Consider the following 21227-nt stretch of genomic DNA (forward strand, 5'->3'; position numbering starts at 1 on the left):
TCGTACGGCCCTCAGTCGTCGTGCGTGTCCGCCGCCTCGACCTCTTCACGGGTGATGCCGAGCAGATACAGCACGGTGTCCAGGAACGGCACATTCACCGCCGTGTGCGCGGCCTGGCGCACCAGCGGCTTGGCGTTGAAGGCGACGCCCAGGCCCGCCGCGTTCAGCATGTCCAGGTCGTTGGCGCCGTCACCGATCGCGACGGTCTGCGCGAGCGGTACGCCGGCCTCGTGGGCGAAGCGCCGCAGCAGCCGGGCCTTGCCCGCCCGGTCGACGATCTCGCCGGTCACCTTGCCGGTGAGCTTGCCGTCCACTATCTCCAGGGTGTTGGCGGAGGCGAAGTCCAGCCCCAGTTCCTCCTGGAGCGCGTCGGTGACCTGGGTGAATCCGCCCGAGACGACGCCGACTTGGTAACCGAGGTGCTTGAGGGTGCGGACGAGCGTCCGTGCGCCGGGCGTCAGCCGTACCTCCTTGCGCACCAGCTCCACCACCCCCGCGTCCAGCCCCTCCAGGAGCGCGACGCGGGCGTGCAGCGACTCCTCGAAGTCCAGCTCGCCGCGCATCGCCGCCGCGGTGACCTCGGCGACCTCCTGCTCGCAGCCCGCGTGCGCCGCGAACAGCTCGATGACCTCGTCCTGGATGAGGGTGGAGTCGACGTCCATGACGACCAGCCGCTGCGCCCGGCGCTGCAGCCCCGAGGCGACCACCGCGACATCCACGCCGAGCGCGGCCGCCTCGGTGGCCAGCGCGGTGCGCAGCGGCTCGGTCGGGGTGCCGGAGACGGCGAACTCCACGGCGGTGACGGGGTACTTGGCGAGCCGGAAGATACGGTCGATGTTGCCGCCGGTGCCGGTGATCGCGGCGGCGATGGCGGCGGTGGACTCCGCGGTGAGCGGGTGGCCGAGCACGGTGACGTGCGAGCGGCCGGTGCCGCGCGGCCGGTTGTCGCCGGTGCCGGAGATGATCTCGGCCTGGAGGTTCAGCGACTCGGCCCAGCTGTGCACGGTGGCGCGCAGGTCACCCTCGGTGGCGCCGGACGAGCCGCCGGCCGGGACGGGCGAGGTGACCAGGACGCACAGCACGATGCGGCCCCGGGTGACCACCTGCTCGATGTCGACGACGTCGACGGAGTAGGCGGCGAGGGTGTCGAAGAGCCCGGCGGTGATGCCGGGCCGGTCCTTGCCGAAGATCTTGACGAGAAGGGTCGGTACGTCGTCGCCCGGTACGGCGGTGGCAGGCGGGATCTGCGATGCACTCATGGTGCTCTTACGGTAACCGGCCCGCGCCGGCTCCCGTACAGGTGTCCGTGGTACGGACGCTCCGCTGCTCAGCGCCCTTCTCCCGGGCGCCCAGGAGGCGGTGGCTCGCCGGGCGGTTCCTCCCGCCGCTGCCGCGGCCTGCCGCGCGGCTTCGGCGGCACCGAGCGGGGCGGGGGAGGGGGCGGCCGGTACCCGCCGTCCACCGTGGGATGGGAGTCGGGCGGCGGCGGTGCCGCTGGTGGCCTGCTCCCGGGACGGCTCGCCGTCGGCGCCGCGTGCCCGGCGGTCGGCGGACGCCAGTCCTGGGTGGGCGGGGGCCGTTCCGGGGGAGGTGGCCAGGTCTGCGTCTCCGGAGGCCGCCCCGGGGGTGGCGGCGGCCAGTTCTGTGCACGCGGAAGCTGCCCGGGGGACGGGCCGCCGCCCCGGGGCCTGGGCGTCTCCTCGTCCGATGGCGGGCGCAGGTAGGGGTTCGTTTCGGCGTGCGGCGGGCGGTATACGGGGGAGGGGGTGTACGGGCCGGACCTGTAAGCGGCGTCGGGATAGTCCTGGGACTGGGGCTGCGGTTGGGAAGGGCCGTAGCCCGGCGCACCAAGGCCGGAAGCTTCGGCGTACCCCCGTACGCCGCCCTCCGGCGGCTCCGCGCGACCGGGCAGCCGTACCGCCCGCCGCCCGGCGGCCCCGGTGGCGCTAGCCAGCAGCCCGCCCACCAGGCCCGCCACCGCGCCCCACACCGCCCCCAGCGCGAACGCCGCCGCCACGCTTCCGCGCAGCTCCAGGCCCGCCCCGAAGGCGTCGAACCCGAAGACGGACAGGCTCGCGTTCGCCGAGACGCCGGTCAGGTGCACCATCAGCGGCAGGGCCAGCGCGGTCAGCGCGCCCAGCCCCGCCGCGCACCGCAGCGCGAACGGCAGCGTCCGGGTGCCCTCCCGTGGCGTACGGGCCGCTGTGAGGACGCCCGCGAGCAGCATCAGCAGCGCGGCGGCGACCGGCAGCAGCCACACCCGTCCGTCCAGCTCGGCGAGCCGTCCGATGGTCAGCTGTGCCTCGTTGCGGCCGTCGAGCAGCCGGTCCAGGGGATCGGGCAGGAACCGGGTGAGCACGCCGGACGCGCTGCCGTGCCAGGGGACGAAGAGGCCCAGCGGAATCCCGAGCCATACGCCGTTCGGGGCGGCGAGCAGCGCCGCTCCCAGCACCCGCCGGGGGTGGTCGTCGCCGATGGCCGCGTACCCGGCTGCCGCCAGGCCCGCGGCCACCGCCAGCAGCGCCACCGTGACCAGCGCCGACGCTGCGGGCCGCACGTAGCGGTGGGCCGCCTCCAGCGCGCGCGGCAGCGGCGCCCGCCGGGCCGCCAGCACCGTGATGGCCAGGACACCCAGCACCCACACCCCGCCTCCTACGAGGGAGGCGCCGGTGTTCACCGCGAATCCGACGGACGCCTCGGCGCCGATGAGGTCGGCGATCTGCCCGGGCAGCCCGCCGCTGTCGCCGCCGTCGCCGATCCCGAGATCGCCCAGACTGTCCCGCAGTCGGTCCAGCAGCCCGCCGTCACCGCTGCCGCCTCCCGAGCCGCCGCCACCGCCCCCGCCGCCGACGAGCCCGCCCAGCCCGGCCAGCGTCTTGCCGTCGATCGTTACGGAGTCGTGTCCGGCCCAGGCCAGGAAGGCCAGCAGCGCCACGAACAGCGCGGCCAACGCCGCTGCCCTGGCGAGCAGTTCGCCCCAGCCGATGGTCGCGCCGGCCCGGCGCAGCGAGCGGGCGAACACCCACCCCAGCACCAGGGCGCCCACCAGACCCACGCCCAACGGAGCGATGTCAACGGCGGATTCGGCCGCCTGCCCCTCCAGCCCGAAGGCGCGCACATCGCCCGACGGCGTCACGGAGCCGCCCACGGCCAGCACCACGGCCGCCGCCGTCAGCGGCCCGAGCGACGCCGCCGAGTCGGCGCCGAGCAGGTGCAGCCCCAGCGCGGCCACCCCGGCCATCGCCAGGAACGCCCAGCTCACCGCGGCGACGGCGGACAGCACCACATCGCCCCAGCGGATTCCCGCGGTCCTCGCGGCGGTCATCGGCAGCCCCCCGATCCGAGACGGGTCGCCCCGAAAGCGCGTGATGCCATGATCCGTACGCATCCATGGGCATCCGTGGGCGCTTACCACTCTCCGTGGGCCTTTCGCCGCCGTCAACGCAAGCGGCCGATGACCTTGTCAGGCCGGTTTTTTGGCTCCGGGCACCGCGCCTGAAATAGTTCCTCACGATGTTCGCCATCCCTAGACTTCCCATACAGGGCGTCACTCGGGGGACTATGTAATGGGGCATGGAGTGCCTGAACTCGTACTCGAATTGAACGGACGGACCTGGACGCTCGACCCGTCCCGGTCCTACAGCCTGGGCAGAGATCCGCAGGGCGACATGGTGCTGGACGACGCCAGGGTCTCCTGGCGGCACGCCACCGTGCGCTGGGGCGGGCGCGGCTGGATCATCGAAGACCAGGGCAGTACCAACGGCACGTACGTCCAGGGGCAGCGGATCCACCAGATGGAGATCGGCCCCGGCTCCGCGGTGCATCTCGGCAACGCCACGGACGGCCCGCGGCTGAGCCTGTCCGGCAGCGCCGCGCCGGCCGGCGTGCACGGCGCGCAGACCGCGATGGCGCCGCCGCAGGCCCGGCCCGCGCCGCAGCAGCAGGGGGGCCCTGGCTGGGCGCCGCCGCAGGCCCAGCAGCCGCCGGTCCACCAGGCGCCCGCCCAGCAGGTACCGCATCAGGCCCCGGCCCACCAGGTGCCTCAGCAGCAGGGGTGGAACCAGCAGCCGCAGGCTCCGTACGCCGCGCAGCAGCCGCCCCACGGCGGGCCCGCCGTGGCGCAGCAGCCGCCCGTGGCCCAGCAGCCCCCCGCGGACCGGTCCCGCGCCACCGCCCCGCCGGTCTACGGCGACCGCAGCCCGACCACGTTCCACCGCCTGGACCTCGGCCGCGTCATGCGCATCGGCCGCGCGCTGGAGAACGAGCTGGTCGTCTCCGACCTCCAGGTCTCCCGGCACCACGCCGAGTTCCGGGCCACGCCCGACGGCCGCTTCGAGATCCATGACCTCGGCAGCCACAACGGCACGTACATCAACGGCCAGCCGGTCCCCAAGTCCGGGAAGGCGCCGGTCGGTCCGAACGACATCATCGGCGTCGGCCACTCCACGTTCCGGCTGGTCGGCGACCGGCTGGAGGAGTTCGTCGACACCGGCGAGGTGTCCTTCTCCGCTCGCCATCTGACCGTCACCGTCGACGGCGGCAAGCAGATCCTCAAGGACGTCTCCTTCGGCGTCCCGGAGAAGTCGCTGGTCGCGGTGATCGGCCCGTCCGGCTCCGGCAAGTCCACCCTGCTCAAGGCGCTGACCGGCTACCGGCCCGCCGACCAGGGCGACGTCCTGTACGACAACCGCAACCTCTACAAGCAGTTCGCCGAGCTGCGCCAGCGCATCGGCCTGGTCCCGCAGGACGACATCCTCCACAAGGAGCTGACCGTCCAGAAGGCCCTGAAGTACGCGGCCAAGCTGCGCTTCCCGGGCGACACGGCGGAGGCCGAGCGCAAGGCCCGTATCGACGAGGTGCTGCGCGAGCTGAAGCTGGACGTCCACAAGGACAAGAAGGTCACCTCCCTGTCCGGCGGCCAGCGCAAGCGCGTCTCGGTCGCCCTGGAGCTGCTGACCAAGCCGTCCCTGATATTCCTGGACGAACCGACCTCCGGCCTCGACCCGGGCATGGACCGCGACGTCATGCAGCTGCTGCGCGGCCTCGCCGACGACGGCCGTACGGTCCTGGTGGTCACCCACTCCGTCGCCGAGCTGGCACTGTGCGACAAGCTGCTGGTGATGGCGCCGGGCGGCGGTGTGGCCTACTTCGGTCCGCCGGAGGAGGCGCTGAACTTCTTCCAGTACGACTCCTGGGCGGATGTCTTCTCCGCCTTCGAGAACTACCGCGACTACGACTGGATGGGACGCTGGCGCGGCTCCCCGCACTACCAGATGTACGCCGCGGACATCGACGCCGTCGCCCCGCAGTCGGTGTCGGTCCAGGCGCCCCCGGTCCGGATGCAGAAGTCCCAGAGCTGGGGCTCGCAGCTGTGGACCCTGATGCGGCGCTATGTCTCCGTGCTCGCCTCCGACCGCGGTTTCCTCGGCCTGATGCTGATCCTGCCGGCGGTGCTCGGCGTGGTCTCCATCCTCATACCCAGCCAGCACGGTCTGGGGTACGGGCCCAAGGGCCCCAACCGGGACGCCAGCACGATCATGCTGATCCTCGCGGTCGGCATGTGCTTCTCGGGCGCCGCCAACTCGGTCCGTGAGCTGATCAAGGAGCGGGTCATCTACGAGCGGGAACGGGCCACCGGCCTGTCGCGCTCCGCGTATCTGATGTCCAAGGTGATCGTGCTCGGGGTGGTGACCGCCTTCCAGGGCGTGATCATCGCGGCGATCGGCTTCACCCCGCGCAAGATGCCCACCGAGGGCGTGCTCTTCAAGGACCTGCCCGCCGTCGAGATGGGCCTGGCCGTCATCGCGCTCGGCTTCACCTCGATGATGTTCGGCCTGATCATCTCGGCGCTGGTCAAGACCGCCGAGAAGACCATGCCGCTGCTGGTCATGTTCGCCATCGTGCAGGTGGTCTTCACCGGTGTGCTCTTCCAGCTGTTCGACACGGTCGGTGTCGCCCAGGTGGCCTGGCTGATGCCGTCGCGCTGGGCGGTGGCCGCCATGGGCGCGACCGCCGACATGAACACGCTGCTGCCGTGGGAGGCGGGCAACCCCGACCCGCTGTGGAAGCACGAGGCGAGCGTCTACGGCATGGACATGATCATCCTGCTCGCGCTCGGCGTGGCCCTCGCCTTCGTGGTGGCCCGGCTGCTCCGCCGCCACGAGCCCGAGGTCATGCGCAAGTAGCGCACGGCACGACGCCAACCGCCGAGGGGCGGCACCCGCGACCGGGTGCCGCCCCTCGGCGGTCTCGCGTCCTGGAGCGGACGGACGGCGGGCCGTGCGGCGCGCCGGTCCGGCTCAGTACGCCGAGTTGACGTTGTCCATCGAGCCGTAGGTCGCGGCGGCGTACTTGCACGCGGCGGTGATGTTGGCGACCGGGTCGAAGATGTCCCAGGACGTGCCGTCGACGTGGTACGCCTGGAAGGTCGGGTCGATGACCTGGAGCAGGCCCTTGGACGGGGTGCCCTGCTGCGCGTTGGAGTCGTAGCCGTTGACGGCCTGCGGGTTGCCGGTCGACTCCCGCATGATGTTGCGGTAGATGCCGTCGTAGGAACCGGGGATGCCCTGCTTCTGCATGATGTCCAGCGACTCCCGGATCCAGCCGTCCAGGTCGTTGCCGTAGGTCTTGGCCGGAGCCGGGGCGGCGGCGCGGTCGGAGGACCGGCTCGCGGTCTCCTGTCCCTTGCGCTCCTGGTCGGCCTTGGCCTTGGCGTCGGCCTCCTCCTTGGCCTTCGCCTCGTCCGCGGCCTTCTTCTTGGCCTCGGCGGCGTCCTTCTCGGCCTGCTGGGCGGAGGCGTCCGCCTGCTTGCCGATGGTGTCCTGCTGGGTCTTGGCGGCGTTGTCGACCGCGCCGAAGGCGACCGGCTTGACGTTCTGGACGGCCGCCTGGTCGTGACCCTGCTTGGCGTCGGCCGAGCCCGGAACGACGGCGAAGACCAGGGCGGCGGCACCGGCTGCGGCGACGCCGGCGGCCGAGAGCTTGTGCGTCCGGTTCAGGCGGGCGTAGCCGGGAATGGCGTGCTTGGGCATGGGGAGACTGACCTCTATCCAACGGGGGTGCGCCGCTGTGGCCGGGGGAGGCGATGAACGCCGAGTTCTGTCCACGGCGCCGAGCGACGAGAGTCATTGTTAGCGGCCGAAAATTCACTGAGCAAAGAGCCGATTTACGATCCCGCATAGTGGAACCCGGGGCGCGGATATCGCGTCACGGCCGGGTTCTCCCGGCGTCATCGCCGGGTCCACCCCAGGTATACCCCGCATCGTCCAAAAGTCGTACGCGTGCCACAAAGCCACTAATGCCGTTCGTAAGTGACGTGGGTCCTATGCGCGGCGTCACACCGAGCAAGAGGTTTAGTTGCTCGGTGTGATTGCACTCGCACAGTATGTCAGTGAATTAGATCTCCACCAGGACCTGGTCCAGGGTCTTTCGCACCAGATCCGGTACGCGACAGTCCTGTGCCGGATATCCGACCGGAATCACGGCAAACGCCTTCTCGTTGGCGGGCCGCCCCAGTACCTCCTGGAGGAAGCGCATCGGGCTCGGCGTGTGGACCAGCGCCGCCAGGCCCGACAGGTGCAGCGCGGACAACAGCATCCCGACCGCGATGCCCACCGACTCGTCCACGTAGTAGTGCTTGTGCTTGGCGCCGTCCGCGCCCAGCCAGTACCGCTGCTCGAAGACGACGATCAGGTGGGGCGCGTCGGTCAGATGCGGTTTGATCTCGTCCGTGCCCAGCGGCCGCAGCGCCGCCAGCCACTCCTCGCCGAGCCGCCCCGCGTAGGAGACACGTTCCTCCTCCTCCGCGGCCTCCCGGATGCGCCGCCGCACCCCGGGGTCCTTGACCAGCACAAACGTCCAGGGCTGCTGATGCGCGCCGGAGGGCGCGGTGGCCGCGCAGGCGATGGCGTCCTTCACCACCTGCTCCGGCACCGGATCGGCGGAGAACTGCCGGACGGTCCGCCTCCGGTCCATCCGCTCCCGCAGTTCGGCGGCGCGGGCCAGCGACTCGCCGGCCGGCATCCGCTCCGGGTGGTACGGCACCGACCGGTAGGGATCGCCGTGGGTCGGTGTCCAGTTCCTCGTTGGTGTCGACATGCTCCGAGTCTGGAGCTCAGGACGGCAGCACGAGATGGAGATCCCCGAACTCGTGCCACAGATAGCGCTGCCGTACGGCCTCCGCGTACGCCCGGCACAGCGCAACCCCGAAGGCCGCGCCGCCCGCCGCCGCCCGCCCCACCGCCTCCAGCATCAGCAGGTGCGACGCCTCCGGCTCGTGCAGCCCGGTCAGCAGCCCGTCCACCGCCCGCACCCCGCGCTCCGGGGTGACGACCAGATCGGTCCACCCGGAGGCCGCCCTGATGCGCCCGTCGTCGGCGGCGGCGCTCTCCAGCGCCCGCACGGCCGTCGTCCCCACCGCCACGACGTGCCCGCCGCCCGCCCGCGCCGCGTTGATCTGCCACGCCGTGGACGGCGGCACCGCGAAGCGCTCCGGGTACGGCGGCTCGTACGCCTCCGCCGACGCCACCCCCGTGTGCAGCGTCACCGGCGCGATCTGCACACCCCTGCTCACCAGCCGCGCCACCAGGGACGCGGTGAACGGCCGTGCCGCACTCGGCATCTCCGCACTGCCCCCGGCGTCGGGCGAGCCCACCGCGAACACCGTCTGGTACGCGGAGAGCGGCTGGTCCCGGTCCGTGTAGCCGTACCGGATCGGCCGCCCGTACCGGTGCAGCACCTCCAGGACCGGCGCCCCCGACACCCGCGCCCACCACAGCCGCACGCTCCCGGGGTCCACCGGCACCCGCAGCACCAGCCGCGCGCCGCCCGGCAGCCGCACCACCGTGCCCGCCGGGCCGCCCGCCCGCTGCCGGGTGCTGCCGCGGCCGTCCGGCGACCGCAGCTCCACCGCCCAGTCCCCCGCCGCCGCCTCCGGCCGCGGATACCGCCGGTCCGCCCGCGTCGAGAAGTGCACCACCACCGGTTCACCCCGGCCCCGCCCGTCCCCGATCCGGCCGTCCAGCGCCGCCGGGAGGGTGCGCGAGGTGTTCACCACCAGGACGTCCCCGGCTGACAGCAGCCGCGGCAGCTCCCGGAACGCGTGGTGCGCGGGCTGCGCCGTACCGCGGCTGACCAGAAGGCGCACCGCGTCGCGCTCCAGGCCGGGGGCGCGCTGCTCGGCCGGCTCCCGCGCCGACAGCTCCGGCGGCACCCGCAGCACCTCGGCGGTCACCGGGCACCGTCCAGCAGGCCCGGCGCCGCGTACCGCCCACTGGCCGCGCCGGCGTCCAGCAGCCGCAGCAGCGCCGGTACGACCGTCTCGGGCAGCGGGCGCCCGGAGCCGTCGTCGGCGGGCACGGCCGCCGCGTACAGATCCGTCCGCATGTCACCCGGGTCCACCCACCACACCCGCAGCCCCGGCTCCTCGACCGCCAGCACCGCCGAGAGCTGGTCGAGCGCCGCCTTCGCCGCCCCGTAGCCGCCCCAGGTCTCGTATGCCTCGGCCGCCGCGTCGGAGCTGATGCTGAGCACGGCCCCGCCGAAGCCGGGCGCTTTGCCGGTACTCGTCCCTATATAAGAAGAAGAGGCGTCGGCACCCCCTATATAGGGAGAAGAGGTGGACTCACGAGGAGACGAGACGGACCCCCCGAACAGCTTCGAGGCCCGCAGCAGCGGAAGCGCCTCCTGCACGAGCCCCAGCGGCGCCACCGCGTTCACCTCCAGCGCCGCCCGCAGCCCGTCGAGCGGGAGCTCCTCCAGCCGCACCAACGGCTCGGCGCCCAGCACGCTCGCGTTGTTCACCAGCAGATCCAGCCCGCCCAGCTCCCGCGCCGCAGCCACCAGCTCCACCCGGTGCGCGGCGTCCGTCACATCCCCGGGCAGCGCCACCACCCGCGCCCCCGCCCGCCGCAGCCCGCGCGCCGCCTCCTCCAGCGGCCCGGCCGACCTGGCGTCCACCACCAGATCCCAGCCACGCCCGGCCAGCGCGGCGCCCAGCGCACGCCCCAGCCCCTTCGATGCCCCCGTGATGACTGCGACCGGCATGGGCCCGTACCGCCTCTCCGCCTCGATGTGCGTCCTTGCCGCCCACGCTAGGAACCGGGCGGCCCGGGCCGCCTCGGGCAGCGGGCGGGACGGCCAGGGCACTTCGCCCTAGGCCGGTGGGCCCAGCCGAAGGCCGACGGTGGTCCGATACGGCTGTCACCGCCCGCCGGTACCGTGAAGGCATGACCAACGGACCGGGAGACGGACACGGACCGGGAGACGGGCCGAACGCCGGAATCCCCGCCGTGAGCAGCGCAATCCTCGCCATGAGCCGGCATCTGGAGGTGCGCGACGTCCTCAAGACGATCGTCGCCTCCGCCCGCGAACTGCTCGACGCCGAGTACGCCGCCCTCGGCGTGCCCGACGACCACGGCGGCTTCGCCCAGTTCGTGGTCGACGGCGTCAGCGAGGAGCAGTGGAAGGCCATCGGCCCGCTGCCGCGCCAGCACGGCATCCTCGCCGCGATGCTGCACAACGCCACCCCGGAGCGGCTCGCCGACGTCCGTACGGACCCCCGCTTCGGCGGCTGGCCCGCCGCCCACCCGGACATGTCCGACTTCATCGGCCTGCCGGTCGCCGACGGCGACGAAATCCTCGGCGCGCTCTTCCTCGCTAACAAGAAGTGCCCCAAGCCCGCCGGCGGCTGCGGTTTCACCTCCGAGGACGAACGGCTGCTCGGCATACTCGCCCAGCACGCCGCCATCGCCCTGACCAACGCCCGCCTCTACGAACGCAGCCGCGAACTGACCATCGCGGGCGAACGCGCCCGGCTGGCCCACGAACTGCACGACGCCGTCGCCCAGAAACTCTTCTCCCTCCGGCTCACCGCCCAGGCCGCCACCGCCCTGGTGGACCGCGACCCGGCGCGCGCCAAGGGCGAGTTGCAGCAGGTCGCCGCCCTCGCCGCGGAAGCCGCCGACGAACTGCGCGCCGCCGTCGTCGAATTGCGGCCCGCCGCCCTGGACGAGGACGGCCTCGTCGCCACCCTGCGCTCCCAGACCCAGGTCCTGGACCGCGCCCACCACGCACACGTCACCTTCGAGGCCCAAGGAGTACGGGCGCTGCCCGCCGCCCAGGAGGAAGCACTGCTGCGCGTCGCCCAGGAAGCCCTGCACAACGCCCTGCGGCACGCCGGCGCGGACCGTGTCGAGGTGACCCTCGTACGGCACGGCCAGGGCGCCCTGCTGCGGGTCGCCGACGACGGCTGCGGCTTCGACACCCGCGCGGTCCGCCGCGCGGGCCGCCACCTGGGCCTGGTGTCGATGCGCGACCGGGCGAGCGGCGTCGGAGGCCGGCTCATCGTGGAATCGGAGCCCGGCAAGGGCACTGCTGTGGAGATGGAGGTGCCCGGTGGGTGAAGACAAGAGGGGCAACGCGATGGGGGTCCCCGCGGGCGAAGCCCGGGGGAGTTTCGACCGAAGGGCGGTGGCGGGCGACGGGCGGACCATCAGGGTGCTGCTGGTCGACGACCATCAGGTCGTCCGGCGCGGGCTGCGCACGTTCCTGGAGGTCCAGGACGACATCGAGGTGGTGGGGGAGGCGTCCGACGGCGCCGAGGGCATCGCCGCCGCCGAGCAACTGCGCCCGGACGTCGTCCTGATGGACGTCAAGATGCCGGGCATGGACGGCATCGAAGCCCTGCGCAAGCTGCGCGAACTGGACAACCCGGCCCGGGTGCTGGTCGTCACCAGCTTCACCGAGCAGCGCACCGTCGTCCCGGCACTCCGCGCGGGCGCCGCGGGCTATGTCTACAAGGACGTGGACCCGGACGCGCTGGCCGGCGCCATCCGCTCCGTACACGCCGGACACGTCCTGCTCCAGCCCGAGGTGGCCGGCGCGCTGCTCTCCCAGGAGGAGGGCAACCACGGCCAGGGCCGCGGTACGTCACTGACCGACCGGGAGCGCGAGGTCCTCGCCCTGATAGCGGACGGCCGCTCCAACCGCGAGATCGCCCGCGCGCTGGTGCTGTCCGAAAAGACCGTCAAGACCCACGTGTCGAACATCCTGATGAAACTCGACCTGGCCGACCGCACCCAGGCCGCCCTCTGGGCGGTCCGGCACGGCATCGGCGCCTGACGGACCGGCTTCGGGGCCGGGCCGGGAGCCGGACCGGCCAGGGCACCTGCGGTGATCCGACTATCAGGGCGCGGGCCGGTTCGCCGTCATCCGATCCGAGATTCATACCGTCGGGTGGACGTCACCCGTGTGGCGCAACCCGTCAGGCGTCCGGCCGTTCTCCATGGCGTGCCGCGGAAGTCGACCGCGGCCGTCGTTAGGAGAGGTCAGAGAAGTGAAGAACATCAAGAGGGCCGTGGCCGTCACGATCGCCACGGGCGGACTCGCCGTCGCCGGTGCCGGTATCGCCTCCGCCCAGGGCATCGCGCAGGGCCACGTCGTGAACTCCCCCGGTGTCCTTTCGGGCAACCTGCTTCAGGTCCCGGTGCACGTCCCGGTCAACGTCACCGGCAACAGCATCTCGGTCGTCGGCGTCCTCAACCCGGCCTTCGGGAACCGCAGCCACAACTCCTGACCGCTTCCGCGCGACGGGCCGGCCCGGCCACCCACCCCCGACGGGCCGGCCTCGCCGAGCACCCGATGACCACCACCCCACGGCCCCGCGCCGACACGTGAGGAACCACTCCCATGAACACCGCCAAGAAGGCCGCTCTCGTTTTCGCCACCGCCGGACTGGCCGCCGGTGCCGCCGCCGGGACCGCCGCCGCGACCGGGCACGCGCACGCCAACGGCGCGGCCGTCAAGTCCCCCGGCGTCCTCTCGGGCAACCACGTACAGGTCCCCGTCGACGTGCCCGTGAACTTCTCCGGCAACACCGTCAACGTCGTGGGCATCCTCAACCCGGCCCACCACAACACCGCCGTGAACCACTGACCCACGGCACACGCCGGACCGCGCCGGCACCCGCGTCCCGCTGAAGGCCCCGCCCGACCGCACCCCGGCCGGACGGGGCCTTCCCCGTGGGGCCGACTCTCGTAGGTCCGGCCCCCGTAGGTTCGGTACGCCGGGGCCCTCGTACGGCAGGGCCCTTCGTGCCGCCGGGTCCTTCGTACGGCCGGGCCCGCCCCGCCTCAGTACGGAAGCGGACCGGCCCGGCCCGCCCACCGACCCCGCCGATCGGCGCCACTCACCCCCGTCGCCGCTCCGCCTCCTCCACATACGCGTTGTACGCCGCCACCTGCGCCCGCCGGGCCGTCCGCTCCACCGGGCGCAGCGCCTCGGCCCGGGCCGCCATCTCGGACGCGCTCACCGCCCCGCCGTGCTCCTGCCCTTCCCCGCCGGCGCTCCGCGCGATGCCGATGAGCGCGCCGACCCGCTGCGCCAGCTCCAGCACCCGCACCGCCCTCGGCGGATAGCCGGGCGCCAGCACCTGCCGGCCCGCCTCGGCCCGCGCGCGGTACGCCTCCAGCGCCGCCTGCGCGACCGGCCCCGAACCCGCCACGTCCAGCCGGGACAGCACCTCGGTGGCCTCCCGCAGCGCTTCCGCCAGCTCCCGCTCCGCCTCGCCGAGCGAGGGCACGTCCGCCGGGGGCGCGTCCCGCACGGGCAGGCAGTGCCAGACGACCTCGACATGCACGTCCTCGCGCGGCACCCCGGCGCCCTCGGGGCCCGACTCCCACACCTCGGGGACGAGTCCGAGCGCCGCCCCGGACGCCAGCACCGCCTCCTCGGCCTCCAGTGCCCGCGCGTTGAACTCCGGGGGACCGCTCAGCCCCAGCGGGTGGCCCGGCACCGGCAGCGCCACCCGCAGGCCCGTCGCCCCCAGCGTCCGCAGCCGCCCCAGCGCGAGCGTCAGCCCGACCGGACCCGGCTCCCCGGGCAGGTCCCGCACGCGGTGCACCGCGTCGTCGTCCGCGATCCGCTGCGCGGCTTCATCAGGTGAGACAAGCCCGGCCAAGAGGGCATTTCCCCACGCGGCCAGGCGTCCCGAACGAGGTTCATCGAGCATGTCCCCAGCCTAAGGACAGGCACTGACATTGAGTGGCGTAGGTTTGCAGGGGGGATGCGCCCACAGGCGCACGAGACGACCGATATGCAATGGGAGACAACGCGCTCATGAGCGATGTGCTGGAGCTGGTGGACGTATCCGTGGTCCGCGAAGGACGGGCTCTGGTGGACCAGGTCTCCTGGTCGGTCAAGGAGGGCGAGCGCTGGGTGATCCTCGGCCCCAACGGCGCCGGCAAGACCACCCTGCTCAACGTCGCCTCCAGCTACGTCTTCCCGAGCACCGGGACCGCGTCGATCCTCGGCGAGACCCTCGGCAAGGTCGACGTCTTCGACCTGCGCCCGCGCATCGGCGTGGCCGGCATTGCCCTCGCCGACAAGCTGCCGCGCAGCCAGACCGTCCTGCAGACCGTGCTCACCGCCGCGTACGGCATGACCGCCGGCTGGCGCGAGCAGTACGAGGACATCGACGAGCAGCGCGCCCGCGCCTTCCTCGACCGCCTGGGCATGAACGAGTACCTCGACCGGAAGTTCGGCACCCTCTCCGAGGGCGAGCGCAAGCGCACCCTCATCGCCCGCGCGATGATGACCGACCCCGAGCTGCTCCTCCTGGACGAGCCCGCGGCCGGCCTCGACCTCGGCGGCCGCGAGGATCTCGTACGCCGCCTCGGCCGGCTCGCCCGCGACCCGTACGCCCCCTCCATGATCATGGTCACCCACCACGTCGAGGAGATCCCCCCGGGCTTCACCCACGTCCTGATGATCCGCCAGGGCAAGGTGCTGTCCGCCGGACCGCTCGACCTGGAGCTGACCTCCGGCAACCTCTCGCACTGCTTCGGCCTGCCGCTGGTCGTCGAGCGCAACGGCGACCGCTGGACCGCCCAGGGCCTGCCGCTCTCCTGAAGAGCCCGCCACCGCCGCACTCTTCCTGACCGGACGGCCCCTGTCCCGGGCCGTCCGGCGGATCTACCATGAAGGCGTGGATCCATGGGTGTGGTGGCTCGTCGCCGCCGTAGGACTGGGCATTCCGCTCGTCGTGACCGCGATGCCCGAGTTCGGGATGCTCGCGGTCGGTGCCGTCGCCGGTGCCGTCACCGCGGGACTCGGCGGGGGCACGGTCATGCAGTTCGTCGTCTTCGCCGCCGTCTCGGTCGCGCTCATCGCGGTGGTACGCCCCATCGCCAACCGCCACCGCAGTCAACGCCCGCAGCTGGCCTCGGGAATCGACGCCCTCAAGGGCCGCTCCGCCACGGTCCTGGAGCGGGTCGACGCGGCCGGCGGCCGGATCAAACTGGGCGGCGAGGTCTGGTCCGCCCGCGCGCTGGACGCGGACCAGGTCTACGAACCGGGCCAGAAGGTGGACGTGGTGGAGATCGAAGGCGCCACCGCGGTCGTCATGTGAGCGTTCAAGCCAGTCGTCGTACGAGCGCACGGATGAGGCGAACCGCCAGCGCGCCGGCCCGTCGCTCTGGGAGACTCGATCAAGACAGGGCCGGCCCAGGCCGCCGCAGCCAGTAACCGAGGGGTACCGGGGAGCCGCAGTGGAACCGATCATCATCGTCCTGATCATCCTGGTGGTGCTCGTTTTCATCGCACTCATCAAAACGATCCAGGTCATCCCGCAGGCCAGCGCCGCCATCGTCGAGCGCTTCGGCCGCTACACCCGCACCCTGAACGCGGGCCTGAACATCGTCGTCCCGTTCATCGACTCCATCCGCAACCGCATCGACCTGCGCGAACAGGTCGTCCCCTTCCCCCCGCAGCCGGTGATCACCCAGGACAACCTGGTCGTGAACATCGACACCGTCATCTACTACCAGGTCACCGACGCGCGCGCCGCGACGTACGAGGTCGCCAGCTACATCCAGGCGATCGAGCAGCTCACCGTCACGACGCTGCGCAACATCATCGGCGGCATGGACCTGGAACGGACCCTGACCTCCCGCGAGGAGATCAACGCGGCACTGCGCGGCGTCCTGGACGAGGCCACCGGCAAGTGGGGCATCCGCGTCAACCGCGTCGAGCTGAAGGCGATCGAGCCGCCGACCTCCATCCAGGACTCGATGGAGAAGCAGATGCGCGCCGACCGGGACAAGCGCGCCGCGATCCTCCAGGCCGAAGGTGTCCGGCAGTCCCAGATCCTCACCGCCGAAGGCGAGAAGCAGTCCTCGATCCTGCGCGCCGAGGGTGAGGCCAAGGCCGCCGCGCTGCGCGCCGAGGGCGAGGCGCAGGCGATCCGGGTGGTCTTCGAGTCCATCCACGCCGGCGACCCGGACCAGAAGCTGCTGTCCTACCAGTACCTCCAGATGCTGCCGAAGATCGCCGAGGGCGACGCCAACAAGCTCTGGATCGTGCCCAGCGAGATCGGCGACGCCCTCAAGGGCCTCGGCGGCGCCATCAACAGCTTCAACCCCACGGGCGGCGGCGCCCCGTCCGGCGGCCACGGCATGACCAAGTCCGCCCCGCACCGCGAACAGCCGACCATCGACTGACACACGGTCCCACCCAGGGCCCGCCCCCGGCAGCACGGCAGCATGCCGAAAGTGCTGTTCCCGGGGGCGGGCCCTGGTGCATGATCGGGCCGGACCGTACCGATCATGCACCAGGGAGCCCGTATGACCGTCTGGGAAGCACTCGCCGTCTTCGGGGCGGGCGGCGCCGCCGGCGCGATCAACGTCGTCGTCGGCTCCGGGACCCTGATCACCTTCCCGGTCCTGCTGGCCATCGGTCTGCCACCGGTCACCGCCAACGTCTCCAACACCCTCGGCCTGGTGCCCGGTTCGCTCAGCGGCGCCTTCGGCTACCGGCGCGAACTGGCCGGCCAGGGACGCCGCATACGGCGCTTCGGCGCCGCCGCCCTGGCCGGCGGACTGATCGGCGCGGCCCTGCTCCTGGTACTGCCCTCCGACGCCTTCGATGCCATCGTGCCCGTCCTGATCGCCGTGGCCCTCGTCCTCGTCGTCGTCCAGCCCCGGCTCGCCGCCGCGCTGCGCGCCCGCCGCGAACGCAACGGCACCACCGTCCGTACGGACGGTGGTGCCCTGCTGCTGACCGGACTCTTCTTCGCGAGCATGTACGGCGGCTACTTCGGCGCCGCCCAGGGCGTCATCTACCTCTCCCTGATGGGCCTGCTGCTCAGCGAGAACCTGCAACGCCTCAACGCCATCAAGAACGTCCTGGCCTTGTTCGTCAACGGCGTCGCCGCGCTCTTCTTCCTCTTCGCCGCGCACATCGACTGGCTGGCCGTCGTCCTCATCGCGGCCGGCTCGGCCCTCGGCGGCCTGATCGGCGCCAAGATCGGCCGCCGCCTGCCGCCGGCCGTACTGCGCGGGGTGATCGTCGCGGTCGGCATCGCGGCGATCACCCAACTGCTGCTGAAGTGACCCGCGGAGCCATTACGCAGGCAGCCCCAGCCACTCCGGGAGCTCTTCCCGTACGGAACCGGCCAGCGCCGCCACCAGCACATCGGCGGGCGTCGGCTCGAACGGCCTGCTCAGCAGCCGCATTCCGGCCTGCTCCGGCGTCCGGTCCGCCTTGCGGTGATTGTCCTCGGCGCACGACGCGACCGTGTTCAGCCAGGTGTCCCCACCGCCGCGCGACCGCGGCACGACGTGGTCCACGGTCGTCGCCCGCCGCCCGCAGTACGCGCACCGGTGCTGGTCACGCACCAGCACACCCCGCCGCGACCACGCCGCCTGTCTTCGGAACGGCACCCGTACGTACCTGCTGAGCCGGATCACCCGCGGCACCGGCACCTCCACCGCCGCGGCCCGGATCCGCAGCCCCGGATGCGCCTGCTCGACCACGGCCTTGTCCTGCATGACCAGCACCACCGCGCGCCGCAGCGACACCGTCGCCAGCGGCTCGAAGCTCGCGTTGAGCACCAGTGTCTCGCGCATCCCGTCCACCTCCCGGTCCCCGTTCGCCGCTCGGCGAAGTGGCTCCACTGTGCAGCTCCAGTGATCCCCTGGACAACGCAATTTCCGCACGCCACAAGGGAGATGGGAGATGACGGGCAAGTGAAGGAACGGGTGCGGGCAAGGGGGCGGAAGGAAGCACGCCACGGCGCGGAACGGGCGGCACGCTCCGGGGCCCCACCCCCGTGCGTTCGCCGGGACCCCGGAGCGTATGGCAGCCGACGCGGCCGTCCGACACGAGAGCGGACTCCGGCAGGCGGCCGGCGACACACCTGCGCCCCGCCGCCTCCGCCGCTGCGGTGCCGGCTGCCCGACGGCCGTACCGCGAGCCGTTTGTCAGCCATGCACCACTGTGCGAGCGGAAGCGCCGGGGCGCAACGGATTTAAGGCCGGCGTCCGGTCCCCGGCCCGAATCGGCCGGGGTCCGGACACCGGCCCACTGCTCAGCTCCCGGCGGGCACCTCGTACTCGCCGATCAGCTGCGCCCGCCCGATCGCGTGGAACCGCAGATTGAAGCCGACCACGGCCGGCGTCGCGTCCGCGTCCGGGCCGAGCTTGTCCTGGTCCACCGCGTACACGGTGAAGACGTAACGGTGCGGCCCGTCACCGGGCGGCGGCGCCGCACCCGTGAAGTCCCGCGACCCCGCGTCGTTGCGTACGTGGACGGCCCCCTCCGGCAGCCCCTTCATGTCACCGCTGCCGGCACCCGCGGGCAGCTCGTTGACCGACGCGGGAATGTCGAACACCGACCAGTGCCAGAAGCCGCTGCCGGTCGGCGCGTCCGGGTCGAAGCAGGTGACCGCGTAGCTGCGGGTCCCCTCCGGCGCGCCCTCCCACCGCAGGTGCGGCGAGGTGTTGCCCGCCGCCTGCACCTGCGCCGACGGGAGCGTCCCGCCGTCGGTCACCTCGTCACTCACCACGGTGAACCCGGCCACCGGCGGATGGAAATCGTGCGGGAGCGGCCGGCGCTTGAGCTCGGACACCTGGGCACCTCCTGAATCGCGAATGGACACCTGTCCGGCCAGGTTAGAGCCTGTGTGCCGGGCGGCGGGCGTCCGGCCGGGGGCGGTGGGGGGACCGGCTTCTAGAGCCAGTTCCGCTTGCCGCCGACCTCGGCCAGCCACTGGTTGAGGTACGCGGCCCAGTCGGTCGCCTGATAGCCGTCCAGCGGCACGACGAACGAGCGGTACGTGTCGCTGCCCTCGCTGAACAGCCCCGGCTTCTTGTCCATCTCCAGCACCACGTCCATCTCCCGGTCGTCCGCCACGAAGGACAGCTCGACCTGGTTCAGCCCGCGGTACTGCTGCGGCGCGTGGAACTCGATCTCCTGGTAGAAGGGCAGCCGCTGCCGGGTGCCGCGGATGTGCCCCTGCTCCAGGTCGGCGCTCTTGAACCGGAACCCGAGCCGGCCGAACGCGTCCAGCAGGGCCTGCTGCGCCGGCAGCGGATGCACCTGGACCGGATCGAGGTCGCCGGAGTCCACCGCACGGGCGATCGCCAGCTCCGTCGTCACCCCCACGTGCATCCCGTGCAGCTGCTGCCCGAGGAACGTCGTCACCGGCGTCTCCCACGGGATCTCCAGCCCGAACGGCACCGTGTGCACCGCGCCGGCCTGCACCTCGAAGGCCCCGCCGAGCTGCAGCTTGGTGAACTCGACGTCCCGCTTGTACTCCTGCTCGCCGCCCTCGACCTCCACCCGCGCCTGGAGGCCCACCGACAGCTTCTCGATCTGCTGGGCGACCGAACCGCCCTGGATCCGCACCTCGCCCTGCACGACCCCGCCCGGAACGACGTTCTCCTCGAAGAGCACCGTCTCCACCGACGCGCCTCCGGCCCCCAAGCTGGCCAGCAGCTTCTTGAACCCCATGCTCGTTCCTCCCCAGGCAGACGCCTGTACCTCGTGTGATGCGCCGTGATCGCGGCCCGGTCCGTCAGCTACCCACGCCGGGCGGCGCCGGCCGGTTCCGTGAGCCACACCTTCCCAACCGGGACGCCCGGTGGCCAGTCGCCCACCCGCTGGTTCGCGTCGCTCTCCGTTACCCTTGATCCGCATGATCGTCGCACCGGACCGCCGACCGCTCACGCGGGACTTCTTCGACCGTCCCGTCCTGGACGTCGCGCCTGAGCTGCTCGGCCGCACCCTCGTACGCCGTACCCCCCAGGGGCCGATCGAACTGCGCATCACCGAGGTCGAGGCCTACAACGGATCCTCGGACCCGGGCTCGCACGCCTACCGGGGACGCACCGCGCGCAACGCCTCCATGTTCGGACCGCCCGGCCACGCGTACGTGTACTTCATCTACGGCATGTGGTTCAGCCTCAACCTGGTCTGCAACAAGCAGGACACCGCCAGCGGTGTCCTGCTGCGAGCCGGCGAAGTGCTCACCGGAACGGAGCAGGCGGCCGAACGCCGCCCGAAGGCGCGCAACGCCCGCGAACTGGCCAAGGGACCGGCCCGGCTCGCCACCGCCCTCGACATCGACCGCTCCCTGGACGGTACGGACATCTGCTCCACCGCCCCGGACCAGCCGCTCACCGTCCTGCACGGCCACCCGGCGGAGACCACCGACGTGCTCAACGGCCCGCGTACGGGCATCAGCGGCGAGGGCGCCGTGCACCCGTGGCGCTTCTGGATCGACGGTGATCCCACCGTCAGCCCGTACCGCGCCCACGTGCCGCGCAAGCGCCGGAGCAGGGCTGCTTGACTCTGCCCGCCGGACCGCCTAACGTAGCCCGAGCCGCTTGACACGGGCAGCGCTGTCTGCGCGGGCCGCCGAGCGACGCAAACCCACTACCTACGAACGATCACCCCCGGCGGGGTCTTATTTCGCTTGCCGAAATTCGAGGCCGCCACGGCGCGATTATGCGCCGCACGGGAATTCGCTTAAAGTAGTGATCACGCCGAAAGGCGTAACACGCCCCGCCGGCGGGGCATCGGAAACGAATTCGATCCGGCAACGGATCGCGAAACGGATCTGATAGAGTCGGAAAGGCCGGAAAGCGAAAGCCGGACGGCCGCCCCGCTCCAGCAGGGAGCCGGAAACGGAAAGCGGAAACGCCGAACGGATCTGGTAAGGTTGGAACCGCGAAGAAGCCGAAAGGCCGAAACGCACCGGCGAAAATCAGGACCGCGAGGATCTGATAGAGTCGGAAACGCAAGACCGAAGGGAAGCGCCCGGAGAGCCTGGTGAAACAGGCACAAAGGAAGCGTCCGTTCCTTGAGAACTCAACAGCGTGCCAAAAGTCAACGCCAGATATGTTGATACCCCGTCCACCGGCAGCAGCCGGAGGATGAGGTTCCTTTGA

At 72.0% G+C, this 21227-nt stretch carries 20 protein-coding genes; 10 read left to right on the top strand and 10 right to left on the bottom strand.

Going from position 1 to position 21227, the window contains the following annotated elements:
- Positions 1-11: 11 nt before the first annotated feature.
- Together serB and ACZ53K_RS04035 are read right to left on the bottom strand one after the other, a co-directional pair.
- Positions 12-1259, bottom strand: a complete 1248-nt coding sequence (serB, locus tag ACZ53K_RS04030) for a phosphoserine phosphatase SerB (protein WP_468831819.1) — start codon at positions 1257-1259, stop codon at positions 12-14.
- A gap of 68 nt (positions 1260-1327) precedes the next feature.
- Positions 1328-3325, bottom strand: coding sequence for a streptophobe family protein (locus tag ACZ53K_RS04035; RefSeq protein ID WP_468831822.1), 1998 nt, complete (start codon positions 3323-3325; stop codon positions 1328-1330).
- Positions 3326-3566: 241 nt separating this feature from the next.
- Here ACZ53K_RS04035 and ACZ53K_RS04040 point away from each other — a divergent pair, with 241 nt between their 5' ends.
- On the top strand, positions 3567-6185 hold the full coding sequence (locus tag ACZ53K_RS04040; protein ID WP_468831825.1) for an ABC transporter ATP-binding protein/permease: 2619 nt from the start codon (positions 3567-3569) through the stop codon (positions 6183-6185).
- A gap of 114 nt (positions 6186-6299) precedes the next feature.
- Here ACZ53K_RS04040 and ACZ53K_RS04045 read toward each other — a convergent pair whose 3' ends face one another.
- From ACZ53K_RS04045 to ACZ53K_RS04060, 4 genes are all read right to left on the bottom strand, one after another.
- On the bottom strand, positions 6300-7031 hold the full coding sequence (locus ACZ53K_RS04045; protein WP_468831828.1) for a transglycosylase SLT domain-containing protein: 732 nt from the start codon (positions 7029-7031) through the stop codon (positions 6300-6302).
- Positions 7032-7395: 364 nt separating this feature from the next.
- Positions 7396-8097 carry a nitroreductase family protein gene (locus ACZ53K_RS04050; RefSeq protein ID WP_468831831.1) on the bottom strand — a complete coding sequence of 234 codons (702 nt, stop codon included), beginning with the start codon at positions 8095-8097 and terminating at the stop codon, positions 7396-7398.
- 16 nt (positions 8098-8113) lie between these two features.
- Positions 8114-9232: an S-adenosylmethionine:tRNA ribosyltransferase-isomerase gene (locus tag ACZ53K_RS04055; RefSeq protein WP_468831834.1), complete on the bottom strand. Its 1119-nt coding sequence runs from the start codon at positions 9230-9232 to the stop codon at positions 8114-8116.
- A complete protein-coding gene (locus ACZ53K_RS04060) occupies positions 9229-10044 on the bottom strand; it encodes an SDR family NAD(P)-dependent oxidoreductase (protein WP_468831837.1) in 816 nt (271 codons plus the stop codon). Before ACZ53K_RS04060 ends, ACZ53K_RS04055 begins: the two co-directional genes overlap by 4 nt.
- Positions 10045-10226: 182 nt before the next feature.
- On the opposite strand from ACZ53K_RS04060, the gene ACZ53K_RS04065 reads away from it, so the two are divergent.
- The 4 genes from ACZ53K_RS04065 (at position 10227) to ACZ53K_RS04080 (ending at position 12933) form a co-directional block, all read left to right on the top strand.
- A complete protein-coding gene (locus tag ACZ53K_RS04065) occupies positions 10227-11402 on the top strand; it encodes a GAF domain-containing sensor histidine kinase (protein WP_468831840.1) in 1176 nt (391 codons plus the stop codon).
- Positions 11403-11421: 19 nt separating this feature from the next.
- A complete protein-coding gene (locus tag ACZ53K_RS04070) occupies positions 11422-12120 on the top strand; it encodes a response regulator (protein ID WP_468831919.1) in 699 nt (232 codons plus the stop codon).
- 214 nt (positions 12121-12334) lie between these two features.
- Positions 12335-12574 carry a chaplin gene (locus tag ACZ53K_RS04075; protein ID WP_468831843.1) on the top strand — a complete coding sequence of 80 codons (240 nt, stop codon included), beginning with the start codon at positions 12335-12337 and terminating at the stop codon, positions 12572-12574.
- A 113-nt stretch (positions 12575-12687) separates the two neighbouring features.
- Positions 12688-12933, top strand: a complete 246-nt coding sequence (locus tag ACZ53K_RS04080) for a chaplin (RefSeq protein WP_468831846.1) — start codon at positions 12688-12690, stop codon at positions 12931-12933.
- A 253-nt stretch (positions 12934-13186) separates the two neighbouring features.
- Here the strand turns inward: ACZ53K_RS04080 and ACZ53K_RS04085 are convergent, their stop codons facing one another.
- Positions 13187-14008 carry a hypothetical protein gene (locus tag ACZ53K_RS04085; protein WP_468831849.1) on the bottom strand — a complete coding sequence of 274 codons (822 nt, stop codon included), beginning with the start codon at positions 14006-14008 and terminating at the stop codon, positions 13187-13189.
- 107 nt (positions 14009-14115) lie between these two features.
- On the opposite strand from ACZ53K_RS04085, the gene ACZ53K_RS04090 reads away from it, so the two are divergent.
- The 4 genes from ACZ53K_RS04090 to ACZ53K_RS04105 all read left to right on the top strand — a co-directional run bounded on the left by ACZ53K_RS04090 (position 14116) and on the right by ACZ53K_RS04105 (position 17387).
- Positions 14116-14907, top strand: a complete 792-nt coding sequence (locus ACZ53K_RS04090) for an ABC transporter ATP-binding protein (protein WP_468831852.1) — start codon at positions 14116-14118, stop codon at positions 14905-14907.
- Positions 14908-14995: 88 nt separating this feature from the next.
- On the top strand, positions 14996-15406 hold the full coding sequence (locus ACZ53K_RS04095) for an NfeD family protein (RefSeq protein WP_468831921.1): 411 nt from the start codon (positions 14996-14998) through the stop codon (positions 15404-15406).
- 139 nt (positions 15407-15545) lie between these two features.
- Positions 15546-16496, top strand: coding sequence for an SPFH domain-containing protein (locus ACZ53K_RS04100; RefSeq protein WP_468831855.1), 951 nt, complete (start codon positions 15546-15548; stop codon positions 16494-16496).
- Between the two features lie 123 nt (positions 16497-16619).
- The gene (locus ACZ53K_RS04105) at positions 16620-17387 is read left to right on the top strand and encodes a sulfite exporter TauE/SafE family protein (RefSeq protein ID WP_468831858.1); all 768 of its coding nucleotides are present in this window, start codon (positions 16620-16622) and stop codon (positions 17385-17387) included.
- Positions 17388-17399: 12 nt separating this feature from the next.
- On the opposite strand, the gene ACZ53K_RS04110 is transcribed toward ACZ53K_RS04105, so the two are convergent.
- The 3 genes from ACZ53K_RS04110 to ACZ53K_RS04120 form a co-directional block, all read right to left on the bottom strand.
- Complete coding sequence (locus ACZ53K_RS04110) at positions 17400-17903, bottom strand: HNH endonuclease (protein WP_468831861.1); 504 nt, start codon at positions 17901-17903, stop codon at positions 17400-17402.
- A gap of 461 nt (positions 17904-18364) precedes the next feature.
- Complete coding sequence (locus ACZ53K_RS04115) at positions 18365-18904, bottom strand: YbhB/YbcL family Raf kinase inhibitor-like protein (RefSeq protein ID WP_468831864.1); 540 nt, start codon at positions 18902-18904, stop codon at positions 18365-18367.
- Between the two features lie 101 nt (positions 18905-19005).
- A complete protein-coding gene (locus ACZ53K_RS04120; RefSeq protein ID WP_468831867.1) occupies positions 19006-19788 on the bottom strand; it encodes a sporulation protein in 783 nt (260 codons plus the stop codon).
- Positions 19789-19972: 184 nt separating this feature from the next.
- On the opposite strand from ACZ53K_RS04120, the gene ACZ53K_RS04125 reads away from it, so the two are divergent.
- A complete protein-coding gene (locus ACZ53K_RS04125) occupies positions 19973-20626 on the top strand; it encodes a DNA-3-methyladenine glycosylase (protein ID WP_468831870.1) in 654 nt (217 codons plus the stop codon).
- The last annotated feature ends 601 nt before the right edge of the window (positions 20627-21227 follow it).

This window comes from Streptomyces sp. NPDC033221, from assembly GCF_055577005.1.

Bases quoted from the DNA above. Each gene is read 5' to 3' on its own strand.
- ACZ53K_RS04065 (WP_468831840.1), top strand. From the start codon at position 10,227: ATGACCAACGGACCGGGAGACGGACACGGACCGGGAGACGGGCCGAAC.
- ACZ53K_RS04045 (WP_468831828.1), bottom strand. From the start codon at position 7,031: ATGCCCAAGCACGCCATTCCCGGCTACGCCCGCCTGAACCGGACGCAC.
- ACZ53K_RS04125 (WP_468831870.1), top strand. From the start codon at position 19,973: ATGATCGTCGCACCGGACCGCCGACCGCTCACGCGGGACTTCTTCGAC.
- ACZ53K_RS04060 (WP_468831837.1), bottom strand. From the start codon at position 10,044: ATGCCGGTCGCAGTCATCACGGGGGCATCGAAGGGGCTGGGGCGTGCG.
- ACZ53K_RS04050 (WP_468831831.1), bottom strand. From the start codon at position 8,097: ATGTCGACACCAACGAGGAACTGGACACCGACCCACGGCGATCCCTAC.
- ACZ53K_RS04040 (WP_468831825.1), top strand. From the start codon at position 3,567: ATGGGGCATGGAGTGCCTGAACTCGTACTCGAATTGAACGGACGGACC.
- ACZ53K_RS04110 (WP_468831861.1), bottom strand. From the start codon at position 17,903: ATGCGCGAGACACTGGTGCTCAACGCGAGCTTCGAGCCGCTGGCGACG.
- ACZ53K_RS04105 (WP_468831858.1), top strand. From the start codon at position 16,620: ATGACCGTCTGGGAAGCACTCGCCGTCTTCGGGGCGGGCGGCGCCGCC.
- ACZ53K_RS04120 (WP_468831867.1), bottom strand. From the start codon at position 19,788: ATGGGGTTCAAGAAGCTGCTGGCCAGCTTGGGGGCCGGAGGCGCGTCG.
- ACZ53K_RS04035 (WP_468831822.1), bottom strand. From the start codon at position 3,325: ATGACCGCCGCGAGGACCGCGGGAATCCGCTGGGGCGATGTGGTGCTG.
- ACZ53K_RS04090 (WP_468831852.1), top strand. From the start codon at position 14,116: ATGAGCGATGTGCTGGAGCTGGTGGACGTATCCGTGGTCCGCGAAGGA.
- ACZ53K_RS04085 (WP_468831849.1), bottom strand. From the start codon at position 14,008: ATGCTCGATGAACCTCGTTCGGGACGCCTGGCCGCGTGGGGAAATGCC.
- serB (WP_468831819.1), bottom strand. From the start codon at position 1,259: ATGAGTGCATCGCAGATCCCGCCTGCCACCGCCGTACCGGGCGACGAC.
- ACZ53K_RS04080 (WP_468831846.1), top strand. From the start codon at position 12,688: ATGAACACCGCCAAGAAGGCCGCTCTCGTTTTCGCCACCGCCGGACTG.
- ACZ53K_RS04070 (WP_468831919.1), top strand. From the start codon at position 11,422: ATGGGGGTCCCCGCGGGCGAAGCCCGGGGGAGTTTCGACCGAAGGGCG.